The sequence below is a fragment of the Micrococcaceae bacterium Sec5.8 genome, from assembly GCA_039636775.1.
Classification (GTDB): domain Bacteria; phylum Actinomycetota; class Actinomycetes; order Actinomycetales; family Micrococcaceae; genus Arthrobacter.
This window is the reverse complement of record CP143429.1, coordinates 634,679-661,304: the sequence shown is the minus strand read 5'-3', so window position 1 is coordinate 661,304 and position 26,626 is coordinate 634,679. Positions and strand designations below refer to the sequence as shown.

The window sequence follows — 26,626 nt, the reverse complement described above, 5'->3', positions numbered from 1 at the left end:
GTGACCCCGTTCGAAGGCCGGATTGTTCAATGCAACGCAAAAGACCCCCGCCACAATGGCAAGGGTCCTGTGCGTTGCTTCAGAGCTACTTAGCCGCCGACGCGGATGAAGACGGGGCCGGAGCCGACGTTGACGCTCTGCAGGGAGGTGGTTCCACCGTTCCAGCCGCCGTGAACTGCCCGGCCATTGCCGACGTAGACAGCGATGTGGGCCATGCCGGAGCCACCGTTCTGGTAGTAGGCGAGGTCGCCCGGCTGTGCCTCGGCAGCGCTTACCGTGCGGCCGAGGGACAGGTACCCTGCCGGCCAGCCGTGGTAGTTGATACCCGCAGCGGCCAGCGCGTTCGTGGCAAGTGCGGTGCAATCCTGGCCAACGCCGAGCTGGGCGTAGGCAGCGGCAGCGATGGTGGCGCCCTTGCCGCTGGCTGCGGCCGGTGCCCGGGTAGCGGCCGGGGCCGCGGCGGGGGCAGCTGCTGCGGTGCGGGTAGCGGCGGGGGCAGCCTTGGCGGCGGGGGCGGCCTTGGCAGCGGGAGCCGCTGCGACGGCGGGAGCGGCTGCGACGGCGGCGGCCACCGGGGCAACGGGGGCTTCCTGGACCTTCACGACGGGCTTCGGGGCCTCGACGACCGGAGCCGGCGAGGTGGTGACCGCCGGCTTCTCGTACGAGATCGCGATGGTGGAAGCTGCGGAAATGGTCGCCGGGGCGGCCGACTGAACGTCGAAGGTGGAAGCCGACGTGGACTCGCGCTGGACGTTGGTCTCAGCAGCGTTGGCTGCGATACCGCTGGTCAGGACGAGGCCCGACGCTGCGGCGATGACTGCGGCCTGGCGGCCCATGCCACCGGCGTTGCCGCCGACGGTCTTGGCAATAACGGCCAGCGAGTTGGTCTTGGTGACCTCACCGCGGTGCCGTGCGTTTGCACGAGTAGTCATTAAGTTCTCTCTTTCGTGATCCTGGGTCCGCGCTTTTTGGGCGCAGGCTGAGGACGCTCCGGCATCTTGGGGGTACGCCGGATCGCCCCGAAATGGGTTACTTAGCGAAGGGTGTACTGCGAAGACGCGCCAAAAGCGGGAACTGCTTGCAGGTGCATGGCCTGCGGGCCGGACTCAGCAGAGATTGAGTCGGCAGTGCGGAATCCGGCCCGGGCGCCGGCAAGGGCGGCACGAACGTTGGATTCCAGCGGGCTCGTTGGAGCCGCGCAAGCGCGATGAAGCGCAGCATTGTGGCGTGAAGACACGAAAGTAGCCTCTCCCAATGCCTGCGAGGTGAGCTGTCGGATTCGGATGGGAGTCACCCGGCCGCTCGGCTTCCGTAGGAAGCTTTGCGACTTAACCCCAAGGTCTTCTTGCGAAGACCAAAATTGGTTCCCCCGCCCCTGCCAGACGATGTCATGCGAACGGACCTTGAGCGGTGGCAGAGCTAGGCAATCCACTCAAGAGCGCCAACTTCGGAAAAGTTGGCGTAGGTCAAACGGTACAGCAGTGCGGACCGAATGTCACATTCGGGTCACGGCGTGTTCCCAGAATTTGAGAGCACCCCATCAGATTTCTACAGCCAGCCGGTCGGGTCAACGACTTCGCCGTTGACCATGACTTCGAAGTGGAGGTGGCAGCCGGTGGAGGCACCGGTGGTGCCGCTCAGCGCCAGGACATCGCCGCGGGCGAGTGTCTGGCCCACGATGACGCTGGCGGAGGACAGGTGGTTGTACGTGGTCTCCAGGCCGTTGCCGTGATCGACCACCACCCGGTTTCCGCCGCCGTAGGGATGCCAGCCTGTGAAGGTCACGGTGCCGCTTGCCGCGGCGTGGACGGTTGTGCCGCACTGGGCCGCGTAGTCCTGGCCGCGGTGGAACTCGCCGGAGCCGCCGGTGATCGGGCTGACGCGGTAGCCGAACGGCGACGCGGTTTTCAAATCGTCCAGGGGCGCGCCGAGCACTCCTGTTGAAGCCGCGCGGGTGACGGAGCCGACCGACTGGGCGCTGAGCAGTTGCTTGAGCTTCCCGTCCGGATCGCTCTGGGTGGTGACAGCGCTGCGGTTGAAGTCGATCTTTGCGTCTGCGGCCGTGATGGCGGGCTGGACCGCGGCGGGGACGGCAGCGGACACGGTGCCGGTGTCTGTGGCCATCACGGGTCCGGTTGCCGGGACCATCACCGTGAGGATTAATCCCGTGGCGGCCAGTGCAATCCCGGCCTTCTGGCCAACGCCGCTGGCGGCGGCCAAGTCCGTTACCTGGCGGAACGCGCTGCGGCGGACCCGGCGATCGTCACGGTGCGTTTCACGCGGGCGGTCGGCTGGGGCAGCAAGGGCCCGGCGCGGCTCCGGAGCGGCGCCGGTCGCGCGGCGGCGGCCCCTTGCGGTCTGGGTGGTCAAAGACGAATCCTCTCGGGAGAGCCTGCGGAGTTAGCTGTCGGATTCGGGTCAGAGTGATCAAAGACCCGGTCCGCCGGAACAAGCACGCAAACACGAGAGGGCTCCAGCGGAGTCCTCTGGTGACACGTGATTGCCGCTGACGGACTTCACCCCAAGGCTGTCGAACAGCCAAAAAGTGGTTCCCCCGCCCCTGCCAGAAAGTGATACTGCAACTGATCCGCTGGCAGAGCTCGGCGTCGGATCAGGTAACGGTTTGGTATCGGTGGTTGTTTCAACTATAGGCGATGAAGCTGTCCAGAGATAAATCCGTTACCCAGCTTGTGCGCCACCTGCGGGCGTCCGCGAGCTTGGGGCGGCGGTTATGACCCGACGGTAACGAAAACGTGGGCGGCGACCTCGGGAGGAAGTTCCAGCGCACCCTCGATGTCCGGCACGCGCACGGAAATGTACTCACCGACGCGCTCCAACGAGATCAGCGCCCCGGGCCGGATGCCGCCCTCATCGAGCTGAACCAGCAGTTCCGGTTCAACTTGGATGGGTTCCGCCAGCCGGTTGACTCTGACCACCGAACCGGGTCCGTAGCCGGCCATGGCGTCGAGCAGGTTCACCACACCGTCGGAATAGGGTGAAGAGGGCAGGCCGCCAAGCTCCACGAGTCCCGGAATCGGATTGCCGTACGGCGAGACTGTGGGGTGGTCGAGTAACTCGAAGATCCGCCGCTCCACCCGTTCGCTCATCACGTGTTCCCAGCGGCAGGCCTCTTCATGGACGTAGGCCCAGTCGAGCCCAATGACGTCTGCGAGGAGCCGTTCGGCCAACCGGTGCTTGCGCATGACTCCGATGGCCCGCCTCCGGCCGGTTTCGGTCAGTTCAAGGTGCCGGTCACCGGAGACAACCACCAACCCGTCGCGCTCCATCCGGCCGACGGTCTGGGACACAGTGGGACCGGAGTGGCGCAGCCGTTCCGCAATACGGGCGCGAAGAGCCACGATGTTCTCTTCTTCGAGTTCCAGAATGGTCCGGAGATACATCTCGGTTGTGTCGATCAGATCCGTCATTCAGCTCCGCTCCTCAAGCGCCGTCCCTGCGTGCTTTCCACCGTACCGCCTGCTGCTGGCGCCCTGGCCGGGTCCGCCGTACGTTCGCAGGCCAGCTTAGTCTAATTTGAATTACTCCGGATAATCTCAATGACCGGACTGTGACGGGCCGCTTTGCTTGCCCCGCGGGCCAGTCAGGCAGAATGAAACGACAGGCTCCGCTGCAGCCACCCTGCCGGGCCACACTTTGTACCAGCCGAAAATTGGAGCCACTGTGAGCGACACCAGCATCACGATTCCCGCAAACCTCCTCCCCAAGGATGGCCGGTTCGGCGCCGGCCCGTCCAAGGTACGTCCGGAACAGATGGAGGCCCTCGCCTCCGCGTCGGCGCTGCTGGGGACATCGCACCGCCAGGCGCCGGTCAAACATCTTGTGGGGTCGGTCCGGACCGGGCTCAGCCAGTTCTTCCGGGCGCCCGAAGGCTATGAGGTCATCCTGGGCGTCGGCGGATCAACTGCGTTCTGGGACGTTGCCAGCTTCGGTCTGGTGAAGAACAAAGCACAGCACCTATCCTTCGGCGAGTTTGGCTCGAAGTTCGCTGCCGCCACCAACAAGGCTCCGTTCCTCGCGGAGTCCTCCATCATCACGTCCGAGCCCGGTACCCGCCCGGCGGCGCAGGCAGAGAACGGCGTGGACGTCTACGCGTGGCCGCAAAACGAGACCTCCACCGGCGTCGCGGCTCCGGTGCGGCGGGTGGCCGGCGCCGACGACGGTGCCCTGGTGTTGGTGGACGCCACCTCCGCGGCCGGAGGGCTGGACGTGGACGTCGCAGAGGCTGACGTCTATTACTTCGCCCCGCAGAAGAATTTTGCTTCCGACGGCGGCCTGTGGCTGGGCTTGTTTTCCCCGGCGGCGCTGGAGCGCGCGGCGGGGATCAAAGCCGGCGGCCGCTGGATACCGGACTTCCTGGACCTCCAGACGGCGATTGACAACTCACGGCTGAACCAGACCTACAACACACCGGCGTTGGCTACCCTCGTCACCCTCGACGCCCAGGTGCAATGGCTCAACGCAAGCGGCGGGCTGGACTTCGCTTCGGCCCGGACGGCAGACTCTGCGGGGCGGATTTACCGCTGGGCGGAGGCCTCGGAGTTCGCCACCCCGTTCGTGGCCAAACCGGAGGAACGGTCCAATGTGATTGCAACGATCGACTTCGACGACTCCGTCGACGCTGCGGCCATTGCCAGGGTGCTCCGCGCCAACGGCGTCGTGGACACGGAGCCCTACCGCAAGCTCGGCCGCAACCAGCTGCGCATCGCCACATTCGTTGCGATCGAGCCGGATGATGTGTCGGCTCTGCTGGAATGCATCGACTTCGTGGTGGGCGAACTGAGGAAATAGCCCGCCCCGCGCCGGATGCCGCTGCGTCAGCGTTCGACGGCGTCGTCCGGGTTGGAATCCCGGGCGGCGCCGTCTGCGTCGGGGCGGCCGAGCCCGGGCGCTGCGGTGTGCGGGCCGGTTGGTCCCGGCGCGCCGGCGGACTCGACGCGGAAATGCCGGATTCCGCGGGCCCGGCGGTCGAACCTGATCCGCAGGTGTTTAGCCCGAACAATCCACCCCAGCCCGATCAGGGCAGCGATGATGCCTGAGGCAGCAGCTACACCCAGGGACCAGCGTGGACCGGCGACATTCGCCACCCAGCCCACGAACGGCGCCCCGATGGGGGTACCGCCCATGAAGATCGCCATGTAGAGCGCCATCACCCGCCCGCGCATCACCGGGTCCGTGGTGGTTTGCACGTACCCGTTGGCGCTCGTCATCATCGTGATGGCGAAGAGCCCCACCGGAACCAGCGCCACACCGAACCAGAAGTAGCTGGGGGCCAATGCGGCGACGCCGGACGCCACGCCGAAAGCTCCGGCAGCTCCGAAGATAATCCGCAGCCGCGGCTTTTGGCGGCCGGCGGACAGCAAGGCACCGGCGACGGAGCCGATCGCCATGATGGAGTTCATGAGCCCGAACGCACTGGCATCCAGGCCGAACTCCGTGCCGACCATGGCCGCGATAAACAGTACGAAGTTCAGTCCGAGGGTCCCCACGATAAAGACTGCCACCAACACCACGACGATGTCCGGCCGGAACTGCACGTAGCGCAGGCCTTCCCGGATCCGGCCTTTCCCGGGCGCGGCCCGGGGCAGCTGGCGCAGCGAACTGGTGGGAATCTTCCACAGGCTCAGCAGCAATGCCACAAAGGTCAGGGTGTTAATCAGGAAGACCCAACCGGGCCCTACCGCGACCGTGAGGATACCGGCCACTGCGGGTCCGATCATCCGTGCCACATTGAAGGAGGCGCTGTTCAGGGCCACGGCATTGGGCAGGAACTCGTCGTGGACCAGTTCGGAGACGAACGTCTGGCGCACCGGAGCATCGAGGGCGGACACGAGGCCCAACAACAGGGCAAAGCCGTAGACGTGCCAGAGCTGGGCCGCGCCGGAGATCACCAGAATACCCAGGCCGGCGCTCAGCAGCGCCATGGCGGACTGGGTCATGACCAGCAGTTGTTTGCGGTTGAAGCGGTCGGCCATCAGCCCGGCCACGGGGGCGAGGAAGAGCTGGGGACCGAGCTGCAAGGCCATCGTGATCCCCATGGCGCTGGCATCATGCTCGGTCAGATGGTCAAAGACCAGCCAATCCTGGGCCGTGCGCTGCATCCAGGTCCCGATGTTCGAGACCATTGCCCCAATGAACCAGATCCGGTAGTTCAGGATATGCAGGGACTTGAAGGTGGACATCATCTCCAGCCCTCACTCTGCCGCGACCCTGATGGTTTCAACCGCTAGTCAGCCTGTGCCGCGGGGAGCTCGTCGTCCGGACCGTCACTTGCGGCCGCTTCCGAGTCGTCATCGTTATCGTCATCGTTATCGTCGTCGTCAACGTCATCGGCGTCGTACTCGTCGCCGGCGCCGTCCGCGTTGCCGTCTGCGTCATCGGAGTCGTCCTCCGGCGCATCGTCTTCCGCCGAGCCGTCGTCGTCTTCGTTTTCGTAATCCGCGCCGGCGGCGGGCTCGGGCTCGATCACGTCCGCCAGGGGGACAGCGCCGGCGGCTTCAGGAATGTCATCGCCCTGCTCATCTCCCGGCCGGACCCGCTCGGCCCAGGGAATCCACTCCGGCGCCAGGACCGAGTCCTCAGAGGGCAGCAGGCCGAGCTCGTCGACTGTCACCACTTTGGACCTGGAGTTCCGGGTCAGCACGGCGTACCACTGCCACCCGCCGTAACCGGCCAGCTTAGATTCGAAGAGGTGGGTGACCAGACGGTCGCCCTCACTCTTGGCTGCCAGGTGCCGGCCGATCTGCCCGGCGGGGGCGATGCCTTCAAGGGCGGTACGTGCGGCGTCGACGGCGTCGGCGAGGAAGACGTCAGGCTTGCCGGTGCGCCAGACGGGAACCCCCGCACGCGGTTTGGAGCCCTCTTTCGTTCCGGCATTTCCGGCCCCGGCGGCGGTCTGCTCCCCGGCGTCGGTCTGGTCAGTTTCCGGAGTCATCGCCGAACCTACGCGTCCAGCTCGTCGGCAACCTTACGCAGGGCGACGGCGATCGCCTTGCCCTTGTTGCCTTCCGGGTACTTGCCCGCGGACAGCGTTCCGGAAAGGTTGTCCAGGACGCTGACGAGATCCTGCACCAGCGGGGCGAGATCTCGCGCGCTGGGGCGCTTGGCCTTTGCGATGGACGGGGTCTTCTCGAGCACCCGCAGGCCCAGGGCCTGGGCGCCCTTGCGGCCGTCGGCCACGCCGAATTCGACCTTCGTGCCGGCCTTGAGCTCGGTTACGCCCTCGGGCAGCGCGGACTTGGGAAGGAAGACTTCCTGGCCGTCCTCGCCCGCGAGAAATCCGAAGCCCTTGTCCTTGTCATACCACTTGACCTTGCCGGTAGGCACGTAATCAACCCTCTTCGTTCTGCTGGTGACGCGGCCGACGGCCACCGCATCCGCATGGATATGCGGGTTCAAGGGATGACTGCCTTGACCGTGTTGGTCTGTTCCCCCAAGGTTATCGTGCCGAGCCCACTTTGGCCGTTCGGGGCACGGTGCGGGCCGGACTGTTAGCGTTAGCCCCATGACTGAACTGCGTTTCCGGCGGCCACTGTTGATCGCTGCGGCAGCAGCCGCCATGCTGTCGCTCGCTGCTGTCGGCCTCGTGATGGCGCTGGCGTTCAACCATGCCGTGCCGCCTGTGTGGGTGACGTCCACCGCCCTCTACGGGCTTCCGGTGGCGTTCTTGTTGATGCTCCTGCTCGTGATCGACGGCGCCGCATCCCGGCGACGGACGCGAGAGCCAGACGGAAGGTAACCTGACACTGATGTCCCTTATCCGCGCGCTAAGCAAAGACCTGCAGGCACGAAGCGATGACTCGTTGCGGGCCCTGTTCGCTGCGCGGCCGGACCTCATTTCCCCCGGCGTGCCGGATTTTGCCGCCCTCGCGGCCCGCGCCAGCGGCCGCGTCAGCGTCCAGCGCGCCTTGGAGCGACTCAACCGACCACAAATGCAGGTCCTGGAAACTTTGCACCTGTGCACCAACACGGACACCGGGCACAGCGCCTCGGCCCCGCCGCTGAAGAAGCTGATCAACGGCGCCTCCCTCGCGGCCATTGAAAGGATGCTGCAGTCGCTGCAGGACCTGGCGCTGGTCCACCGCGCCGAACCCCCGCACGGCACCGCCCCGGCCGCCGCAAAGCACCGCTACTACCTGCCGGTGGGCAGCCTCAAGGATGTGATCGGGATTTACCCGGCCGGGCTGGGGCGCAGCTACACCGAACTCGTGCGGCTCCAGCCGGCCTTCGCCCAGCGCGCCGTGCAACTGGTCGGGGAACTGCACCACCACGGTGCGGCCATCTCGCCCGCAGCCACCCCGATGGAAGCTGCCTTGTCGCTGCAGCACTGGACGGACACACCGGAGTCGCTCCGGCAAATCCTGGAGACCGCACCTGAGCGCACCACGGCGTTGCTGGCACGTTTCGGGAACTGGGCCATGGGCGCGGTTCCACAGGCGCAACGGCGCGCGTGCGTGCTGCACGAGCCGGCCGACGTAGGGCCGGTGGACTGGCTTCTCGCGCGCGGGCTGCTGGTGCCGCTGGACGCCGCCCACGTCGAACTCCCGCACAGCGTGGGGGTGTCCCTGCGCGGCGGGCATATCATCGAGAACTTTGCGTTGACTCCCCCGGTCCCGCAGCTGGGATGGACCTCAGCCGGATTGCGCCGCAACGCCGCGCTGGGCGCGATCGCCGAGACGCTGCGGTTGGTGGGCGAATTGCTGCACGTCCTGCGGGGACAGCCCCTCGTTACCCTGCGCAGCGGCGGGGTGGGCGTCCGGGAGCTCAAGCGTTTGGCGGACGCGCTGCGGGTTCAGCTGCCCGAGGCCGGCGTGCTGGCGGAATTATGTGCTCTTGCCGGCCTGATCCGCCTCGACGTTGACAGTTCGGCCTGGGTCCAGCCTGCTCAGCTTGAGTGGCTGACGCTGCCGCGGCAGGAACAGTGGCTTTGGCTGGTCAACGCCTGGCTCGCCAGCGAGCGGGCGCCCTCCCTCGTGGGCCAGCCGGTCTCCGGCCAGTCGGCGGTCCCCGCCCTTCACCGCGGCGTGGCCGGCACCACCATCAATGCGCTCTCGGCCGAAGCCCAGCGTCCGGACGCCCCGGTCGTCCGGAAACGGATCCTTGAAATCCTGGCCGAACTGACCGCGGAGGCCGCTGCCGCCGACGGGCAGGCACCGGTTCTGGATGCCGCGGCCGTGCTGGAGCGCGCCGACTGGGCCCAGCCCCGGATGGCACGGCGTTTCAGCTCACTGATCCAGGGAGTCCTGGCGGAGGCAGAGCTCCTGGGCCTCATCGGCTCCGGCGCGCTCAGCCAGATCGGCGCGGCCATCGCCGCCGAGCAGCCCGACGAGGCGATGGGAATCCTGGGCGAACACCTGCCAGCGGCCTTGAACCATGTGCTGCTTCAGGCCGACCTTACGGCGGTGGCCCCGGGGTACCTCGCACCGGAACTGACCGAGAAGCTCCTCACCATGGCCGACGCCGAGGGCCAGGGACCAGCCACGATCTACCGGTTCTCGGTCGCTTCCGTCCGGCGCGCACTCGATGCCGGCCACGATGCCCACGCCTTGCTGGACTTCCTCAGCCAGCACTCGGCCACCGCGATCCCGCAGCCGTTAAAGTACCTGATTGAGGACACCGCCGCCCGGCATGCCCGGCTGCGCGTCGGCTCCGCGGCGAGTTTCATCCAGAGCGACGACGAAACGGCCCTCCTGGAACTCCTCAACACCCCCGGCGCCGCCGGCCTGGGACTGGTTCGGATCGCACCCACTGTGCTTCTCTCGCACGCCGCACCGCGGGAAACAGCGCAGCTGCTCCGGAGCCTGGGCCTCGCGCCCGCCGTGGACGAATCGGAGGCCGCCGGGGTCCGGCTGCGCCGCACCGTCGCGGCGCCCGGAAGTGTCCGGCCGGTCTACAGCGCCCCGCGCACAGCCCCGCCGGAGGCCGACGTCGATGCCCAGCTGGCAGTGCTGCGCAACGAAACCGCCGCCGCGGGCGGCGGCCATCCCGCGCTGGCCCCCGGCAGCGAGGAAGCGACCCAGATCGGTCTGGAAACCCTGCAGAAAGCGATCCGGCTCAAACAACGGGTGGTGATGAACGTCGTCGACGGCATGGGGAATGCGGTGCGGGAAACGGTTGTTCCGGTAGCTGTAACTGGCGGACGGGTCCGGGTCTTCGACCCGGCGAAGGAAACCGAACGCGTACTGTCCATCCACCGGATTATTGACGTAGAAGCCGCAGAGGAATTGCTCCAGTGAACGATGGACCGCTGATCGTCCAGAGTGATAAAACCATCCTGCTCGAAGTGGATCACGAGCTCGCCACCGAGGCCCGTCACGCCATCGCCGCCTTCGCCGAACTTGAGCGCGCCCCCGAGCACATCCACAGCTACCGGCTCACGCCGTTGGGCCTGTGGAACGCGCGGGCCGCCGGCCTGGATGCCGAAAAGGTACTCGATACCCTGCTGAAGTACTCCCGTTTCCCGGTGCCGCATTCCCTGCTGATCGATGTCGAGGAAACCATGTCCCGGTATGGCCGGCTGCGGCTCGAAAAAGATCCCCAGCACGGGCTCGTGATGCGCACCTCGGACTATCCGGTTCTGGAGGAGGTCAGCCGCGCCAAGAAGATCGCGCCCCTGCTGGGTCCGAGGATTGACGCTGAAACCGTGGTGGTGCACTCCTCCCAGCGCGGCCAGCTCAAGCAGCTGCTGCTGAAGATCGGCTGGCCGGCGGAGGACCTCGCCGGGTACGTTGACGGCACGCCGCACCCGATCGTACTTAACGAGACCGGCTGGAAGCTGCGCCCGTACCAGCAGCTGGCGATGGAGAACTTCTGGGCCGACGGCAGCGGCGTCGTCGTCCTGCCGTGCGGCGCCGGCAAGACGCTCGTGGGAGCCGCCGCGATGGCCACCAGCTCCACCACCACGCTGATCCTGGTGACCAACACGGTCTCTGCCCGGCAGTGGAAGGAGGAACTGCTTAAGCGCACGTCGCTCACCGAGGAGGAAATCGGCGAGTACTCGGGGTCCGTGAAGGAAGTACGCCCCGTCACCATCGCCACCTACCAGGTGCTGACCACCAAGCGCGGCGGCCTCTACCCCCACCTTGAGCTCGTGGACGGCAACGACTGGGGGCTGATCATCTACGACGAGGTCCATCTCCTGCCTGCCCCGATCTTCCGAATGACCGCGGACCTGCAGGCCCGCCGCAGGCTCGGCCTGACCGCCACGTTGATCCGTGAGGACGGCCGAGAGGGCGAGGTCTTCAGCCTGATCGGGCCCAAGCGCTACGACGCGCCGTGGAAGGACATCGAGGCGCAGGGCTACATTGCGCCGGCGGACTGCGTCGAGGTGCGGATTGATCTGCCCCGCGATGAACGTGTGGCCTACGCGATGGCCGAGGACGCGGACAAGTACCGGCTCTGCGCCACGTCCGAGTCCAAGACCCTGGTGGTGGAGCGACTCGTGGCCGAGCATGCCGGTGAGCAACTGCTGGTGATCGGACAATACATCGACCAGCTCGATGAGATCGGCGAGCGCCTGCAGGCGCCGGTGATCAAGGGCGACACGTCCGTCAAGGAACGCCAGAAGCTTTTCGATGCCTTCCGCGCCGGGGAGGTGCACACCCTGGTGGTGTCCAAGGTGGCCAACTTCTCCATCGACCTGCCGGAGGCGTCGGTGGCCATCCAGGTGTCCGGATCCTTTGGCTCCCGGCAGGAGGAGGCCCAGCGCCTTGGCCGGCTGCTGCGTCCCAAGAAGGACGGCCGCGCTGCGCGCTTTTACTCCCTGGTGGCCCGGGACACCCTGGACCAGGACTTCGCGGCTAAGCGCCAACGGTTCCTGGCCGAGCAGGGCTACGCCTACCGGATCATGGACGCCAGGGACGTCGGCACGGGTTCGCCGACCGAATGACCGCAGCGCCCGCACGCGGGCCTTGCGGTCCGCAAGCTGCCCGGCGCACGTCGGCCCGGTCCGCACCCGGACCGGGCCGACGCGCGGCACCGGGGCGTCCCCGGTCAGCGGATATACGTCGAACTGTCCCGTTCCAGCGCCCCGGTGCGCGGATCCCGCTGGGGCCGCTGGTAGGCAAATTCGCCGCCGCTGCGCCCGCCGAAGGGACGCCCGTGGTCTGCGTATTCCTCCCGGAAGAAAGCCAGGCACCACTGACCCATTTGGAGCCGGGCGCCGGTGCGCAACACAGACGAGGATCCGGGAGCGAAGCTGCCCGTGACTTTGCCGTGCCGGACCAGGACATATTCGTCCTGCTCGTTATGGACGATTTCCGCGTGGATCCCTTCGAGGCCGGGCAGTTGCAGGTCTACAGCGGGGTCGCTGCCGATGCTTACACGCTCGGCAGCAAGGCTGAATACCCGCGGGACCTGTCCGTTCCAGGATTCCGAGTCCTGGACGAAAATCAATCGCGGAGAGCCGCCGCCGCGCGTGTAGTGCGTGGTGGTGATGCGCCGGGGGATCTTGCGCTTCACCGTGGGCAGCAGCGGCAACAGCGTGCCTGGTGGAAGCAGGGAGAACCCCCGTGCCGGAGCGCGCCTGCCCCGCTTCAGCATGGGCGCCAGCGCACCCAACTTTCCCAGTTTGATGTGCGGTGACCTGGTAATCACGCGCTGGGAGGCAGGAGCCGCGACGGCGCCGAGGCTGATGATTCTGCCATCGGGCCCATCCACAGCCACTGTCAGGCCCTGGTCGGACAAGGTTTGGGCCAGCGGCCGCATATCGCCCAGAGACGGCATCCGCTGGGACAGCAGGGCGCCCATGCTCTCCAAGGAGACCACCACCTCGGACCCGGACGCCTGCACCGATCCGCGGACCTCTTCCCCGGACGGCTCCTGGAGCGAGAAGTCCAGATTGATATCGGCCCTGAATCGCGGGGCCAAGGTCAGCTTCTGTTCTCGTCTGAACCCGCTGCATCCTTGTCGCTGGTGGTCACACGGAGGCTTCCATTCAGCTTCCAGGTGGCGCGCGGCGCGTCCGGGCCAATGTCACGGGGAACTTCGATCGTCATGTCGACGAAGTTGTAATTGATCGCGGCGCCCTTGCCGGTCAGGTAGGACCACATCTCTTCGGCCAGGTCCGCCCAGTCCCGGATGCTCCGGTCAGCGGATCCCGCACTGCTGGCTGCATTGCTCTCAGTCGTCACTTGTGTGCTCCTTGTTGGCTGCCGGTCGCTCGTACCGCCGCGGCAAAGTGGGTTCGATATGGCCACTCTAGTAGCGGCCTGCGCGGAGGGGAATGCCTTGGGCGGGGCCCCTTGATTTCCCGTACGGTCGACCGCCGCGGCCGGCGGCCGCCCTGGTCCATCCAACACACATCTCCCATACAGAAAACTCCCAGATTCCGGGAGCATTATGGGAACTATGAAAAAGAACGGTCCGGAAGCCAAGCTGCTCGTCGTTGACGATGAACCGAACATCCGCGAGCTGCTGTCCACCTCGTTGCGCTTCGCCGGCTTTGAGGTCGTCTCTGCCTCCAACGGGCGTGAGGCACTGGCAGCGGTGGATCTGCACTCCCCCGATCTTGCCGTGCTTGACGTGATGCTGCCTGATATGGACGGCTTCACCGTCACCCGCCGGCTGCGCGCCGCCGGTAAACACTTCCCCGTGCTCTTCCTGACCGCCAAGGATGACACCGAGGACAAGGTGATGGGATTGACCGTGGGTGGCGACGACTACGTCACCAAGCCGTTCAGCCTCGACGAGGTTGTGGCCCGCATCCGCGCCGTGCTCCGCCGCACCCAGCCCCTGCAGGACGACGACGCCGTTATCCGCGTCGATGACCTGGAACTCGACGATGACGCCCACGAGGTCCGCCGCGGCGGCACGGTGATTGAGCTGTCCCCCACCGAATTCAAGCTGCTGCGCTACCTCATGCTCAACCCCAACCGCGTGCTGTCCAAGGCACAGATCCTGGACCACGTGTGGGAGTACGACTTCAACGGCGACGCCTCCATCGTGGAGTCCTACATCTCCTACCTCCGCCGCAAAGTGGACATTGATGCCGATGCCCCGGCGCTGATCCAAACCAAGCGGGGCGTGGGTTACGTGCTGCGGACGGCCGAGAAGCGCTGACCTTGTTGCTCCACCGTTGGAAGTCGGCGTCCCTGAGGTCGCAGCTTGTCGCCATCATGACCGCCCTGATGCTGGTGGCGCTCACCGTCACCGGCGCGGGAACGTTGACCCTGCTGCACAGCTACCTGCAGGGGCAGGTAGACGACAAGCTCCGTGCCGCCGTGGCCTCCGTCCGGCAGCAGCAGTCATTTAGCCAGTTGCAGGAACAGAACCAGAGCATCCCCACCGACTACTCGCTGATGCTCTTCACACCGGGACAGCCGCCGCGGCCGTTTGGCGGCAACAAGGACGTCCACCCGGACATCGCCAGCATCAGCGCCACGGACGCCGCAGAGCGCCAGCTGGCCCCGTTCCTGGTCCGCGGCACGGACGGGCGCAACTGGCGGGTGGTCGCGCTCAACGTCGTCGACAGCAACGAGCGCAGTTCCGTGGTGGTGATCGGGCTGCCCTTGTGGCCGGTGGATTCGGTGATGGAACATGCCGTGCTGGTGGTCGTCGGCGTCGGGCTGCTGACGCTGGTTTTGGCCTTCTTCATCGCCACCTGGAGCATTTCCCGGTCGTTCCGGCCCCTGGCACGGGTCGAAAGGACGGCCGCGGCAATTGCCGCCGGTGACCTCTCCCGTCGCGTGGAACTGGAGAACCCCAACACCGAGGTGGGCCGGCTGGGCAGCTCCCTCAACGCCATGCTCGCCCACATCGAGACTGCCTTTGCCGCCCGGATGGCGTCCGAGGAGCGGATGCGGCGCTTCGCCGCCGACGCCTCCCACGAGCTGCGGACCCCCCTCGTGACGATTCGGGGTTTCTCCGAGCTGTACCGGCACGGCGCCCTGTCCACGCCCGAAGACGTCGCCACGGCCATGAGCCGGATCGAAAGCGAGGCCAAGCGGATGGGCACCATGGTGGAGGACCTGTTGCTGCTGGCAAGGATCGACGAGCAGAGGCCGCTGCAGCAAAAACCCGCCGACCTGCTGCTGGTGGCCAACGACGCCGTGGTCGATACCCAGGCGAGTGACCGCAGCCGCGCCATCACCCTGACCGGGTTCGACGGCGGTCCCCCGGCTCCGGCGCCTGTGCTGGGCGAGGAGGCCAAACTCCGGCAGGTGGTGGGCAACCTGGTAGGCAACGCGTTGCGCTACACCCCTGCCGGCACCCCGATCGAACTGGCCGTCGGGGTCCGGACCGGCCAGGACGGCGCCCGGCGGTCCGTTATTGAGGTCCGCGACCACGGTCCCGGCGTCCCGGACGAGGAGGCCGCACGGATCTTCGAGCGGTTCTACCGGGCGGACACGTCCCGCACCCGGGAGACCGGCGGCAGCGGGCTGGGACTGGCGATCGTGGCAGCCATCGTCGGCGCGCATGCCGGCAGCGTTCGGGTTGCACGGACGGACGGCGGCGGGGCCACGCTCGTGGTCAGCCTGCCGTTCCTGGATGAGGCTCCGGACGACGCCCGGGACGACGAGGCCGGCTCCGGTGCAGGTTCAGGTGCCGGCGCCGGCGCCGGTGCAGGTGCCGGTGCAGGTGCAGGTGCAGGTGACGCTGCCAGGAGCTGACCGGTTCGTGGCAGCACCGGCTTTTTCCACATAGCGCGGCCCTCGCTCCCCCGCACCCGGGCGCCTGACTAGGCTCGCAATGAACCGGAAAACCCGGACCAGCGATATTGCAGAGAAAGGCCAGCCCATGAGCATCATCACCGTCGATACAGAACTCCTCGAGCTCAAATCGGCCAACGTCAAGGCCACCGTGGACCGGATCAGCGCCGACGTCCAGGCCATGAAACGCGGGCTCGACGAGCTACAAGCCACCTGGCGGGGCTCGGCGGCCACCAACTTTCACGCCCTGGTGTCCGAGTGGACCCTGACCCAGGGAAAAGTTGAGGCGTCCCTGGCGTCAATCAACCTCGCGCTGACCTCCGCGGCGGCGAGCTACGCCCAGGCAGAGCTGGGCAACACGCAGCGTTTCAGCTGATCCGCCTGTCCGCCGGAGACCGCCGCAAACCTCGGGCATGCCCTGTCCGCCGGAGAAAGCCTCAAACCTCGGGGGTGCCCTGGTGGAACCGAAGCCGCCATTGCGCCCCGTCGTGAACCCAAAGAGAGCTGCGCAGGGCCGTTCCAGTCCGGGTGTGGCTGCGGTAGGTAAGCAGGATGGTCTGCTCACCCAGCCGGTCCGCGCCGATCACCTCGAGGTCTGCGGGGCCGCCGGGCTGCTCTGCCAGGGACATCATTACGGCGTCCCGGGTCCACATCCGGCCCGAGCTGCCGATTTCGGTGAACTCCGGGTGCAGGAGGATCCCGGTGCGTCCGATGTCGGCGCGGGTCTCCGGGCGGAGGAGCTCACGCTCGAGCGCCTCGACGATTGCCTCGGGGCTTGCGTCCATACCGGGGGCCGGCGTGGTGTCCTCGTCGAGTTCGCTGAAGAGGTCCGGCTCGTCGAAGAGCGAGGGCTCCGAAAACAGGGACGGCGCTGCGGCGTTGGGGTACACATCGAACAACTGCCGCCGGCGGACCGGCTCCGGTTCTGCCGGGGGCGCCGCCTGCCGGGGCGCAGGAGCTGCCGCGGCTGGCTGGGCCGCGGGCGCGGCGGAATCAAGGGCCACGGAAGCAGGGGCAGCGGTGCCGAAACCGGGCCCCTGGCGCACCGCCACGCCCTGCTGGTAGGACGTTGCGGCCGCACGGGCGCGGTCATCCGCTGCCTCGTTGAGGTCATGCCCGGCATGGCCGCGCACCCACTCGAAGGTGTATTTCCGGCCGGCCAGCGCCTTGTCGATTTCCTTGAGCAGCTCGACGTTCATCACGGGCTTGCCGTCGGACTTGCGCCAGCCTTTGCGCTTCCAGCCCGGCATCCATTTGGTGACCGAGTTGATGACGTACTGGCTGTCGCAGAGGATGTGCAGGTCCTCGCCGGGCAGGTGCGCGGTGGCGTGGAAGAGATCCAGCACGGCCATGAGCTCGCCCATGTTGTTGGTGCCGTGCGGCCATCCGCCGGCCCGCCAGCAGTCATCGTTGACGTACCAGGCCCAACCGGCCGGGCCGGGATTTCCTAATGCCGAACCGTCGGCTGCTGCTGTAATTGTCACTGCACCATCCTGCCAGACACCCGCCGGCATAGCTGTCACCGCCGGAGCCGGCACCGGCTTAACGCCGGCGGCGGCCCCACCCGAAGGTGGAGCCGCCGCCGTTGAACTGGACGTTCAGGACTGGTTTCCCAGACCCGGGAAGCAGGGTGGTTAGAAACCGCCCATGCCGCCCATGCCGCCCATGTCGTCGCCGCCACCCATAGCCGGAGCGTTCTTCTCCGGCTTGTCGGCCACAACGGCCTCGGTGGTGAGGAAGAGACCGGCGATGGACGCCGCGTTCTGCAGGGCAGAGCGGGTGACCTTGACCGGGTCGTTGATGCCGGCAGCCAGCAGGTCGACGTATTCGCCGGTGGCTGCGTTGAGGCCGTGGCCCGCAGGCAGGCCGCGGACCTTGTCGACCACAACACCGGGCTCGAGGCCGGCGTTGAACGCGATCTGCTTCAGCGGGGCGTCGATGGCAACACGGACGATGTTCGCACCGGTCGCTTCGTCGCCTTCGAGCTGCAGGTTAGCGAATGCCTTGGCACCGGCCTGGATCAAGGCAACGCCGCCGCCGGCGACAATGCCCTCTTCGACCGCAGCCTTGGCGTTGCGGACAGCGTCCTCAATGCGGTGCTTGCGTTCCTTGAGCTCAACTTCGGTTGCAGCGCCGGCCTTGATGACTGCAACGCCGCCGGCCAGCTTGGCCAGGCGCTCCTGCAGCTTCTCGCGGTCGTAATCCGAATCGGAATTCTCGATTTCGGCACGGATCTGCGAAACGCGGCCGGCGATCTGGTCGGCGTCGCCGGCACCCTCAACGATGGTGGTCTCGTCCTTGGTCACAACGACCTTGCGGGCGCGGCCCAGGAGTTCGAGTCCGGCGGTCTCAAGCTTGAGGCCGACTTCCTCGGAGATGACCTGGCCACCGGTGAGGATGGCAATGTCGGCGAGCTGGGCCTTGCGGCGGTCGCCGAAGCCCGGAGCCTTGACGGCGACGGACTTGAAGGTGCCACGGATCTTGTTGACGATCAGGGTGGCCAGGGCCTCGCCCTCGATGTCTTCGGCAATGATCAGCAGCGGCTTGGAGGACTGCATGACCTTTTCGAGGACAGCAACCAGTTCCTTGACGTTGGAGATCTTGGAGTTGACGATCAGGATGTACGGGTCCTCAAGGACCGTTTCCTGGCGCTCTGCGTCGGTGACGAAGTAAGCGGAGATGTAACCCTTGTCGAAGCGCATGCCTTCGGTGAGTTCCAGCTCGAGGCCGAAGGTGTTGGACTCCTCGACGGTGATGACGCCTTCCTTGCCGACCTTATCCAGGGCTTCGGCAATCAGGGCGCCAATCTCGTTGTCACCGGCAGAGATGGACGCGGTGGCGGCGATCTCTTCTTTGGTTTCGATTTCCTTGGCGGAGGCCAGGAGCTCGCGGGTGACAGCGTCGACAGCCTTCTCGATGCCGCGCTTGAGGGACAGGGGATCAGCGCCGGCCGCGACGTTGCGCAGGCCTTCCTTGACCAGTGCCTGAGCCAGCACGGTGGCGGTGGTGGTTCCGTCGCCGGCGACGTCATCCGTCTTCTTGGCAACTTCCTTGACCAGCTCGGCGCCGATCTTCTCGTAAGGATCGTCCAGCTCGATCTCCTTGGCGATGGAAACACCATCGTTGGTGATCGTGGGGGCGCCCCACTTCTTTTCGAGGACGACGTTGCGTCCACGCGGGCCGAGGGTGACCTTGACGGCGTCGGCGAGGATGTTCAGGCCGCGCTCAAGACCGCGGCGTGCCTCTTCATCAAATGCAATGATCTTGGCCATAACGGCAATAGTCCTTTCGGGACAGTCGTTAAGAATGAACCTGGGCTTTGGTGCCCGCGACGGACGATCCTTGCCCGGCGGCCTCTGTATGCCGCTGGATCAGGGATCTCACCCCAGCCAGGTGTTTCTTTCGCTCCAGGAACGGCTGCCTCAACTTCGCGGCCGGACGAACCGGGCGTTGTTTTAGCAGTCAATACGCAGGAGTGCTAACTCCATAATTAGCACTCCCCCGGGGAGAGTGCAAGCAGTGGGGGTGCTGGAAGTCCGCTATCGGCGGGCTGGCGCCACTGGATGCCGACGCAATACGCTACGGGCGATTAACTCCCGCTGCTGCCGGCTGTTTCGCTACCGCTTCTGGTCGGCAAGTTGTCCGCCCCGTAGCTGTACACGACGTAATTGGCCGAGCTGACGTCACCATGGGCATCGAAACTGATCCGCCCGGATTCACCGTCATAGTCAGCGCGCTTACCGGTCCCGAGAACAGCCAGGCATTCCTGGTAGCTCTTGCACACGGCAGCCTCCCCGGCCGGCGCGGCACCGCCGGACGCCGGGGCTTTGCCGCCCGAGACCGCGGTCAGGCCCGCAGCAATGGAGGACCCGGCATCGTCCTGTGCCGCGGCGGCGGCGATGGCGGCGAGATTCACGGCGTCGTACGTCTCGGCGGCGAACGTCATATCCGTCAATTGCGGATCCACGGAGACCAGTTCAGCCTGGAAATGTGCGGAAGCAAACGTCCCCGGAAGGATTCCCCGCGCGCCGTCGAGGGCGCTGGAACCGAGCCCCGACCCGTAGGCGTTGACGGCCCCGTCGCTGAGGAGGAGCTTCTTCCCGGCGACGCCGGCATTGTTCAGTTCGGCGATGGCGCCCTGGGCGCCTGCGCGGGAGACCAGCACGACGGCGTCGGGGACCGCAGCTTTCACAGCGTCCGCCGCCTGCCGGGCCTGGCCCGGAGCGAAGCTGGCAGAGGCCACGACTTTGAGACCCGAGTCCTTGGCCGCGGCTGCCACGGCGGTGGACACATCCTTGCCGTAACTGCCCTCCTCGTGGACCACGGCGATGCTTGCCGCGCCGCCGTCCTTGGCGAGCTTGACCAGGACGGGGGCCTGCGCGATGTCCGCCGCGGAAGTGCGGAAATAATAGCCTTCGCTCGAATAGCTGCTGAGACCGCTGGCCGAGTTGGCGGGCGAAATTACGGCGATCTTGGCATGGGCCAGGACATCGATGGCGGCAGGCGCACGGCTCGAGTCTGTGGGGCCAATGACCACATCGGCGTTGGCTGCAACCAGCGCCGTCGCCTGCGCCGATGTGTCATCACCGATCGTGGGCGGAAGCAGCTCCACCGGTTTGCCTTTGTGCCCCCCGGCAGCGTTGATGTCCCTGATAGCCAGCTTCGCAGCGGCCAGCTGCGGAGCGTTGAGGAAGCCCTGGGGTCCGGTGTTGTCCAGGATCATCCCGATCCGCAGGGTGCCGTCACCGCTCGCATCGGCCTGTTCCAGGCGTGTTCCGCCGGACGGGCCGAGGCACGCGGTGGTGGTCAGTGCGGCCGCTGCCGCCATGGCGGCAGCCCGGACCAGGGGCAGGGCAGCAGTCCGGCGGCGGCGGGTGGCGCTTTGGGTGGCCGGCCCGGCCGGCCCTGTTCCGTCAGGGTCCTGTAAGTGGTGCGCGGCGGCGGCATGGGTCACGGGGCGGGCCGGACACTTTCGGCCTGCGGGCCCTTTTCGCCCTCGCCGATCTCGAGTTCCACGCGCTGGCCCTCGTCCAGGGCGCGGTAGCCGTCCCCCGCGATGGCGGACCAATGCACGAAGACGTCGGCTCCGGAGCTGTCCACGGTGATGAAACCGTAGCCCTTCTCGGCGTTAAACCATTTGACGGTTCCCAATGCCATGGCTTTTCCACTTTCAGTCGGCTGTGCGGGCGCCCCACCGCAATGTGGGCCGCGGAATGCAAAAAGAAGTCCGCGAACACTGTACCCGCAGCCACCGTGCGCGGCGCGGGATGGCGGGCCGGTCCGGCCGGTAATAGTTATTCAGGCGTAACCGAAATGACTTACCGGAAACCAGGCGCGAGGACCACGACGAGCGGCACCTCGAACTCCGCCGAGTCCACGACGCTCGGGATGCCCAGGAGCTGGCCGAGCGCTTCGGCGTTGCCCTTTTGCGCAGCGCCGCTGTAGAAGATCACCGAGGCCTGTTGAGGGGCGCCGCCCCAGTTTCCCAACGCTCCGAGGGTCCAGCCGTCGGCGGATACCGTAGCGCCCACCCGCGTTGCCAGCCCGGCCGTAACGGAGCCATTGAACACGGCCACCGGCTGGGTCTTGTCCACGGGGGCATCATCCGGCGGAGCTGAGGAGGTCGGAGCTGAGGAGGTCGGAGCTGAAGAGGTCGGAGCTGAGGAGGTCGGAGCGGAGGAGGTCGGAGCGGGCGCGGACGGCGTTCCGCTGGCCGCCTGGCTGGCCGAAGGCCCGCCGGCCGCCGCCGGTGCAGGCGACGCCACCGAACTGCTGCCGGGAGCTGCCGGAGTCTGTCCGGTGGAGGACAGACCGGGATGCGGGAGGAACAGGAAGGCCAGCACACCAACGGCGAGGGCCGCGGCGCCGGCAGTCAGGACCGGACCCAGACGGCGTCGGCGGCGGATTTCGGCAGCTGTCCGGTGCACACCCTGGCGTGCGGAAGTCTCCGGGACCCGATCGAATTCATCGCGAGCGTATTTGGTCATGGTCACACGAGGTCCTTGCTGATTTCTGACGGGGTTACCACGCCGGCATCGCTGCACGAACCCGCAAGATGTAGCGGCGCTGTTAGGCGTCCGAGCCGAGGCGGCGGGCGGTGCGGGCCCGCTGGCGTGACGTACGTAGTCTACGCAATCTCTTAACCAACATGGGATCGTGGGCCAGGGCATCCTCGGTGTCGATGAGGGCATTGAGGATTTGATAATAGTGCGTCGCCGAGAGGTCGAAGAGCTCCCGGATGGCTTGCTCCTTGGCGCCGGCGTACTTCCACCATTGCCGTTCCAGAGCCAGCATCTGCTGGTCCCGGCTGCTCAGCGGCGACTCGGCGCTGGCGCTTTCGGCAGGCGATCCCGCCGTCGACAGGTGCTCTTGCGCTTGTTCGGCCATGACACACTCCCTGGCTGGCTCGGCTGAAAAGTCTTTTTCCATGTTACGGGCGAATAACAGGGTTGTCATTTGCGCGTCCTGCGAGAATGGGCCTGTGCCTATCACCGATCCCGCTGACCCCGCCGCCCTTTTTGAGCTGGAGCCCGCGCCGGGCGCGGCGGCCGGCTTCGCCAGCCTGGCACGCCAGCCGCTGGAGGAACTTGTTGCCGCCGACTGGGCCGCCGCGCTGGCTCCGGTCGAGGGCCAGTTGCGCGACGTGCTGGCGTTTCTGGCCCGGGAAACCACCGGGGGTCACGAGGTCCTCCCTGCAGCGTCGAAGGTGCTGCGGGCTTTCCGCCAGCCGTTGGCGGGCATCCGGGTACTCATTGTCGGCCAGGACCCGTATCCCACCCCCGGCCACGCCGTCGGCCTGTCCTTCGCCGTGGACGGCGCCACCCGGCCCATCCCGCGCAGCCTCACCAATATCTTCAAGGAGCTCGACGCCGACCTGGGACTGCCGGCACGCAGGCATGGGGACCTCAGTGCCTGGACGGACCAGGGTGTGCTGCTGCTTAACAGGGTCCTCAGCGTCCGGGCGGGCAACGCCGGTTCGCACCGGAACAAAGGCTGGGAGGTCATCACCGCGACGGCGATCAGCGCCGTCGCAAACCGGGTCACCACCGACGGTTCCGCCGCACCCCTGGTGGCCATTTTGTGGGGAAAGGACGCGGAGAGTGTCCGGCCGCTGCTGGGAACCGCGCCGGTGATCGCGAGCGCCCATCCGAGCCCGCTCTCAGCCTCGCGGGGGTTTTTCGGTTCCCGGCCGTTCAGCGAAGCCAACAAACTGCTCCAGGAACAAGGCGGCGGCACCGTGGATTGGCAGCTGCCGCCGCTGCCCGGGCCCCCTTCGTCGTAGGGCCACGCGCTGCCGCGTTGGCTAGGCTTAGGCCATGACTTCAGTCCCCGCTGCCACCTCGGCCACCCGGAAGGTGCGCCCGCAGACCAACCTCACCGTACTGCGCCGCGACCAGCTCTCACCCCACATGGTCCGGATCATTGCCGGCGGCCCGGGCTTTGCCGGCTACATGAATAACGGCTTCGTGGACCGCTACGTCAAGATCGTCTTCCCCCAGCCGGGAATCAGCTATCCGGAACCACTGGACCTTTGGCAGATCCGGGAGACCATGCCGCGCGACCAGTGGCCGTATACCCGCACATACACGGTCCGCTGGGTCAACGAGGCAGCCGGCGAACTTGCCATCGACTTCGTGATCCATGGCGATGACGGCCTTGCCGGCCCCTGGGCCGCAACCGCGCAGCCCGGCGATGACCTCATTTTTACGGGCCCCGGCGGCGGCTACAACCCGGACCCGGCCGCGGACTGGCACTTGTTTGCGGGCGATGAATCCGCCCTGCCGGCGATCAGCGCCGCGATCGAATCATTGCCATCGGCCGCCCGGGGCCTCGCCTTCCTCGAAGTGGACAGCCAGGCCGACATGCAGGCTATCGCCGCGCCGGCCGGCGTGGGCCTGCACTGGCTCCTGCGCGGCGGTGTGCCCGCCGGCGCCAGCGAACTCCTGGTCAACGCTGTGCGCGAGGCAGTCTGGCTGGAGGGCCGGGTACAGGTTTTTGCGCACGGGGAGCGCGGCTACATGAAGAAGCTGCGGGAGGTTCTGTTCACCCGGCGCGGGCTGGAGCGCTCACAGGTCTCCTTGTCCGGGTATTGGGCAAAGGGACGGGTGGAGGATGATTTCCAGGCCGAGAAGAAGCTCCCCATCGGTGTGATCTAGCAACCCCGCGGAGTCTTCCCACCTTCACCATCACGACGCCGGGGCTCACCGGCCCGGCGGCCCGCCACGACGTGGGGGCCCGGCACAGGTGGGGAAACCCGGCGGCGCAGGGTGCAGGGCAGACTTACCGGCGCCGCGCCCGGCGCCGTTCGTTGCTGGCGAGGCCGCTGGTCGCCGGCCGGGCGAGTGTATCCCCGAGGACAATGCCCGCGGCGACGCCCAGCACGATGGCCCCGGCGTTGATCATGCCGCCGACGCCCAGCAGATTGTCCGACTCCTCGACGGTCAATACGTACATGGACCGGAATATAGTGAGGCCGGGCAGCAGAATCAGGGCGGCCGGAACGGCCACCACGAGTTGCGGGGCCCCCATCCGCAGCGCCACCACCCGGGCCAGGAGCCCGATGACAACCGCTGCCAGCGCAGGTGAGAAGCGCGGCCCGATGCCGAACGCTTCTCCCCAAATCATCACCAGGTAGCCGATCACTCCAATGGCCGCTGTCGGCAGCAGCAGGGTCCAGCCGGTTTGTTCGGTAATGCCGATCATCAGCACCGCGATGGCGATCAGGACCACCACCACCCAGAACTCATACGCCGGGGGGAATGTTTTACTGACGTCGATGGCCTCCATTCCCACCGTGTCTCCCACCACGAACCCCACGGCGATGCCGGCGACCAGCGCACCAAACGTGAGCATGGTGGAGAGGAAGCGGCCGGCGGCGGTGACGGGGAAGCCGTTGATAGCATCCTGCACAGCGGACACGAGCCGGCCGGTCGGCAGGAGCAGCAGGATCCCGCCCACCACCACGATCTCGGGGGCGATCTGAATTCCTACCGGACCGCCGAAGCGTCCCAGCAGCAGGGCGATGAAGGTCACCAGGAACGAGCAGGATGCCGTGATGAAGAAGTCCGGGGTACGCCAGCGGCTCAGCTGCCGGGCCAGGAGGCTTACGAGCAGGTTGGACAGGAAAGCCACCGCGGAGGCGCCCGGTCCTCCGCCGAGCACTCCAACGAACGCGGCGGAGAACACCCCGAACGCCACCGTGACCATCCAGCGCGGGAACGGCTTGGCGCGGTGGGTGATCTCCTCCAACCGGCGCACGGCCTCGTCCCGGCCTACCCCGCCGGTTACTATTTCCGTCACCAGCTGGTGGACTTGTGACAGACCGGCGTAGTTGTTGGTCCAGGACCGGACCACCCGCAACAGCGTGATCGGTGTCTGGTCCTTGGGCGCGTAGTTGATGGCTACCGACTGGTTGGTGATGTCCACTTCGATGTTCTTCAGGCCGAGCGCCGCGGTAATGGCGATGATGCTCGTTTCCACTTCGAGGGCGCCGGCGCCATACCGGAACATCGACTCCGCCAGATGCAGCGCAAAGTCGATGGTCTTTCGGGCGGAGGTGTCCACTCCGCCCACCTGAATCATCGGGTTGGCATACGGGCTGCCGGCGAGGCGGTCCACGATGCTCATCGGCGCGGTGGGCGGGTTCTCCCCCTGCACCAGCCGGCGCAGCATCCGCTTCGCGGCGGCGTCCTGGCGCACCTGGGTGGGAGACATCGGCGCCGTCTTGGGCAGTCCGTCTGTGCGCGGCCTTTGGCGGCCGTCGGTTTCCTTGGTCATTTCCGGCGTCCTCGCTTGTCCTGGCAGCCGGTTTAGTAGAACTGCCGGCCCGTGCGGCGGGTGTAGAGCTGGCGGGCTACGCGCTCTCCCGCGGCCATCCACGCCTTGTACTTCAGCGGGCTGAGCACTTGGTCATAGCAGCCCACAAAGTCCGTCACGGTCTTGCTGAAACTGGTTTTGAACAGGCCCAGGCCGTGGAACGGGTTGGACGTGTCCTTCAGCTGGTCGCTGGGGGGCGTGCCGCAGAAATCGTATTCCGTGCAGCCGAGGTCCTTGAACTGGCCGATGGCCGTCCACTGCACCAGGTGCGAGTCGCCGTACTGGTTGCGCTTTTGCAGTGAGCCGCCGTCTTTGTAGGTGCCCTTGCGGCCGTAGTTGATGACGAAGGCGCCCACTGAGGGCTCGCCGTTCTCATAGACGAACAGCAGCCGTCCCTGGCCGCGGTTGATGAAGTTGGTCCAGAACTGCCGGTAGTACCCGTATTCGCGGACCCGCACCTGCGACTTGGCCTCCACAGTGTTGGTCATCAGCGCATACATGGCCCGGAAATTCTCTTCGGTGGGTGCCGCGTTGTGGACCTCCACGCTTTCGCGGATCGCGCGCCGGACGGCGTTGCGGCCGCGCGAATGCAGGTTGCGCAGCAGTTGGTTCTCATCCGGGGAAATGTCCAGCAGGGCCGTCGAGTCGTTGGGCTGCAGGTTGTGGGTCTTAACCAGGCCGGCAGCCTCGAGCACCCGCCGGGCCGTGTCGGTGAGCACGATGTCGGGCTCGATCTTGACGGCGAAGACGCCCAGCCGGGCACGCTTGACGAACTCGGCGTTGGCGGCGGCGATGCCGGGGATGTCCTCGACGGACGCCACGTCAGGACCCTTGATCAGGTACCAGAGTTTGCCGAGCAGCGGAATGGACTTTTCCAGAACGAGGTTGTAGCTCGTGTAATCGGCGGTTTCGTATACGAGGTGCCGGGGCTTCCAGCCGAAGTGCTGCTTGACCTCGGCAAAAGCCTCCGACTGCAGGAGATTGCCGCCATTGGGATTCGCAGTGACGTGGGCGTCCCAGTTGGCGATCTCTTCGGCAGAGGCAAAGCGGGCAGTGAATTCGCGCAAGGGTGCGGCATCCAATCATTGCGGTACGAGCGTCGGCGGCATGCGGACATGCAGCGTTAAGTCTATCCGCCCGGCCCC

The 26,626-nt window shown here is 66.7% G+C and carries 25 protein-coding genes and 2 riboswitches; of the genes, 9 read left to right on the top strand and 16 right to left on the bottom strand.

The annotated features are described in order from the left end of the window. Nucleotides 1–89 precede the first annotated feature (89 nt). The 3 genes from VUN84_03140 to VUN84_03130 form a co-directional block, all read right to left on the bottom strand. Nucleotides 90–932, bottom strand: coding sequence for an NlpC/P60 family protein (locus tag VUN84_03140; GenBank protein ID XAS64684.1), 843 nt, complete (start codon nucleotides 930–932; stop codon nucleotides 90–92). Nucleotides 933–1,241: 309 nt separating this feature from the next. Continuing rightward, nucleotides 1,242–1,401: riboswitch (cyclic di-AMP (ydaO/yuaA leader) on the bottom strand. Nucleotides 1,402–1,548: 147 nt separating this feature from the next. Then, on the bottom strand, nucleotides 1,549–2,370 hold the full coding sequence (locus tag VUN84_03135; GenBank protein ID XAS64683.1) for a M23 family metallopeptidase: 822 nt from the start codon (nucleotides 2,368–2,370) through the stop codon (nucleotides 1,549–1,551). A gap of 4 nt (nucleotides 2,371–2,374) precedes the next feature. Continuing rightward, a riboswitch (cyclic di-AMP (ydaO/yuaA leader) is annotated at nucleotides 2,375–2,616 on the bottom strand. A gap of 113 nt (nucleotides 2,617–2,729) precedes the next feature. Further along, on the bottom strand, nucleotides 2,730–3,428 hold the full coding sequence (locus VUN84_03130) for a metal-dependent transcriptional regulator (GenBank protein XAS64682.1): 699 nt from the start codon (nucleotides 3,426–3,428) through the stop codon (nucleotides 2,730–2,732). A gap of 253 nt (nucleotides 3,429–3,681) precedes the next feature. On the opposite strand from VUN84_03130, the gene serC reads away from it, so the two are divergent. After that, nucleotides 3,682–4,809, top strand: a complete 1,128-nt coding sequence (gene serC / locus VUN84_03125) for a phosphoserine transaminase (GenBank protein XAS64681.1) — start codon at nucleotides 3,682–3,684, stop codon at nucleotides 4,807–4,809. A 26-nt stretch (nucleotides 4,810–4,835) separates the two neighbouring features. Here serC and VUN84_03120 read toward each other — a convergent pair whose 3' ends face one another. Genes VUN84_03120 through VUN84_03110 form a run of 3 tightly spaced genes read right to left on the bottom strand, consistent with a single transcriptional unit; the run spans nucleotide 4,836 to nucleotide 7,344 of the window. Continuing rightward, on the bottom strand, nucleotides 4,836–6,200 hold the full coding sequence (locus tag VUN84_03120; protein ID XAS65745.1) for an MFS transporter: 1,365 nt from the start codon (nucleotides 6,198–6,200) through the stop codon (nucleotides 4,836–4,838). A gap of 44 nt (nucleotides 6,201–6,244) precedes the next feature. Further along, the gene (locus VUN84_03115) at nucleotides 6,245–6,952 is read right to left on the bottom strand and encodes a DUF3027 domain-containing protein (GenBank protein XAS64680.1); all 708 of its coding nucleotides are present in this window, start codon (nucleotides 6,950–6,952) and stop codon (nucleotides 6,245–6,247) included. Between the two features lie 8 nt (nucleotides 6,953–6,960). Next, nucleotides 6,961–7,344, bottom strand: a complete 384-nt coding sequence (locus VUN84_03110) for a cold shock domain-containing protein (protein XAS64679.1) — start codon at nucleotides 7,342–7,344, stop codon at nucleotides 6,961–6,963. A 178-nt stretch (nucleotides 7,345–7,522) separates the two neighbouring features. Between VUN84_03110 and VUN84_03105 the strand changes: the two genes are divergently transcribed. From VUN84_03105 to VUN84_03095, 3 genes are read left to right on the top strand one after another with little or no spacing between them, the layout of a single operon-like run. Beyond that, entirely contained in the window at nucleotides 7,523–7,756 is a 234-nt protein-coding gene (locus VUN84_03105) for a hypothetical protein (protein ID XAS64678.1), read from the top strand. Between the two features lie 10 nt (nucleotides 7,757–7,766). Beyond that, nucleotides 7,767–10,253 (top strand): helicase-associated domain-containing protein, encoded by a 2,487-nt coding sequence (locus VUN84_03100; protein ID XAS64677.1) that lies wholly within the window; start codon nucleotides 7,767–7,769, stop codon nucleotides 10,251–10,253. After that, complete coding sequence (locus VUN84_03095) at nucleotides 10,250–11,905, top strand: DNA repair helicase XPB (GenBank protein XAS64676.1); 1,656 nt, start codon at nucleotides 10,250–10,252, stop codon at nucleotides 11,903–11,905. The genes VUN84_03100 and VUN84_03095 overlap by 4 nt, the downstream gene beginning before the upstream one ends. Before the next feature lie 104 nt (nucleotides 11,906–12,009). Here VUN84_03095 and VUN84_03090 read toward each other — a convergent pair whose 3' ends face one another. Together VUN84_03090 and VUN84_03085 are read right to left on the bottom strand one after the other, a co-directional pair. Continuing rightward, nucleotides 12,010–12,885, bottom strand: coding sequence for an FHA domain-containing protein (locus VUN84_03090; protein XAS64675.1), 876 nt, complete (start codon nucleotides 12,883–12,885; stop codon nucleotides 12,010–12,012). A gap of 2 nt (nucleotides 12,886–12,887) precedes the next feature. Beyond that, a complete protein-coding gene (locus tag VUN84_03085) occupies nucleotides 12,888–13,148 on the bottom strand; it encodes a hypothetical protein (GenBank protein XAS64674.1) in 261 nt (86 codons plus the stop codon). 217 nt (nucleotides 13,149–13,365) lie between these two features. Here VUN84_03085 and VUN84_03080 point away from each other — a divergent pair, with 217 nt between their 5' ends. The 3 genes from VUN84_03080 (at nucleotide 13,366) to VUN84_03070 (ending at nucleotide 16,041) form a co-directional block, all read left to right on the top strand. Continuing rightward, nucleotides 13,366–14,076, top strand: coding sequence for a response regulator transcription factor (locus tag VUN84_03080; GenBank protein ID XAS64673.1), 711 nt, complete (start codon nucleotides 13,366–13,368; stop codon nucleotides 14,074–14,076). A gap of 5 nt (nucleotides 14,077–14,081) precedes the next feature. Next, nucleotides 14,082–15,626, top strand: coding sequence for a HAMP domain-containing sensor histidine kinase (locus VUN84_03075; protein XAS65744.1), 1,545 nt, complete (start codon nucleotides 14,082–14,084; stop codon nucleotides 15,624–15,626). A 127-nt stretch (nucleotides 15,627–15,753) separates the two neighbouring features. Further along, the gene (locus VUN84_03070; GenBank protein XAS64672.1) at nucleotides 15,754–16,041 is read left to right on the top strand and encodes a WXG100 family type VII secretion target; all 288 of its coding nucleotides are present in this window, start codon (nucleotides 15,754–15,756) and stop codon (nucleotides 16,039–16,041) included. Between the two features lie 61 nt (nucleotides 16,042–16,102). On the opposite strand, the gene VUN84_03065 is transcribed toward VUN84_03070, so the two are convergent. The 6 genes from VUN84_03065 to VUN84_03040 all read right to left on the bottom strand — a co-directional run bounded on the left by VUN84_03065 (nucleotide 16,103) and on the right by VUN84_03040 (nucleotide 22,052). Continuing rightward, nucleotides 16,103–17,149: a ribonuclease HI family protein gene (locus VUN84_03065; protein XAS64671.1), complete on the bottom strand. Its 1,047-nt coding sequence runs from the start codon at nucleotides 17,147–17,149 to the stop codon at nucleotides 16,103–16,105. A gap of 150 nt (nucleotides 17,150–17,299) precedes the next feature. Next, complete coding sequence (gene groL, locus VUN84_03060) at nucleotides 17,300–18,937, bottom strand: chaperonin GroEL (GenBank protein ID XAS64670.1); 1,638 nt, start codon at nucleotides 18,935–18,937, stop codon at nucleotides 17,300–17,302. Between the two features lie 317 nt (nucleotides 18,938–19,254). Further along, nucleotides 19,255–20,493 carry an ABC transporter substrate-binding protein gene (locus VUN84_03055; GenBank protein XAS65743.1) on the bottom strand — a complete coding sequence of 413 codons (1,239 nt, stop codon included), beginning with the start codon at nucleotides 20,491–20,493 and terminating at the stop codon, nucleotides 19,255–19,257. 122 nt (nucleotides 20,494–20,615) lie between these two features. Beyond that, nucleotides 20,616–20,822 carry a cold-shock protein gene (locus tag VUN84_03050; protein ID XAS64669.1) on the bottom strand — a complete coding sequence of 69 codons (207 nt, stop codon included), beginning with the start codon at nucleotides 20,820–20,822 and terminating at the stop codon, nucleotides 20,616–20,618. Nucleotides 20,823–20,983: 161 nt separating this feature from the next. Continuing rightward, the gene (locus VUN84_03045; protein ID XAS64668.1) at nucleotides 20,984–21,652 is read right to left on the bottom strand and encodes a LytR C-terminal domain-containing protein; all 669 of its coding nucleotides are present in this window, start codon (nucleotides 21,650–21,652) and stop codon (nucleotides 20,984–20,986) included. A gap of 82 nt (nucleotides 21,653–21,734) precedes the next feature. After that, nucleotides 21,735–22,052 carry a DUF3263 domain-containing protein gene (locus VUN84_03040; GenBank protein ID XAS64667.1) on the bottom strand — a complete coding sequence of 106 codons (318 nt, stop codon included), beginning with the start codon at nucleotides 22,050–22,052 and terminating at the stop codon, nucleotides 21,735–21,737. A 94-nt stretch (nucleotides 22,053–22,146) separates the two neighbouring features. Here VUN84_03040 and VUN84_03035 point away from each other — a divergent pair, with 94 nt between their 5' ends. Together VUN84_03035 and VUN84_03030 are read left to right on the top strand one after the other, a co-directional pair. Then, complete coding sequence (locus tag VUN84_03035; GenBank protein XAS64666.1) at nucleotides 22,147–22,947, top strand: uracil-DNA glycosylase; 801 nt, start codon at nucleotides 22,147–22,149, stop codon at nucleotides 22,945–22,947. A gap of 34 nt (nucleotides 22,948–22,981) precedes the next feature. After that, the gene (locus VUN84_03030; GenBank protein ID XAS64665.1) at nucleotides 22,982–23,821 is read left to right on the top strand and encodes a siderophore-interacting protein; all 840 of its coding nucleotides are present in this window, start codon (nucleotides 22,982–22,984) and stop codon (nucleotides 23,819–23,821) included. Nucleotides 23,822–23,945: 124 nt separating this feature from the next. Here the strand turns inward: VUN84_03030 and VUN84_03025 are convergent, their stop codons facing one another. Both VUN84_03025 and VUN84_03020 read right to left on the bottom strand, forming a co-directional pair. After that, the gene (locus VUN84_03025) at nucleotides 23,946–25,442 is read right to left on the bottom strand and encodes a threonine/serine exporter family protein (protein ID XAS64664.1); all 1,497 of its coding nucleotides are present in this window, start codon (nucleotides 25,440–25,442) and stop codon (nucleotides 23,946–23,948) included. Nucleotides 25,443–25,474: 32 nt separating this feature from the next. Next, nucleotides 25,475–26,548, bottom strand: coding sequence for a peptidoglycan bridge formation glycyltransferase FemA/FemB family protein (locus VUN84_03020; GenBank protein ID XAS64663.1), 1,074 nt, complete (start codon nucleotides 26,546–26,548; stop codon nucleotides 25,475–25,477). Between the last annotated feature and the right edge of the window lie 78 nt (nucleotides 26,549–26,626).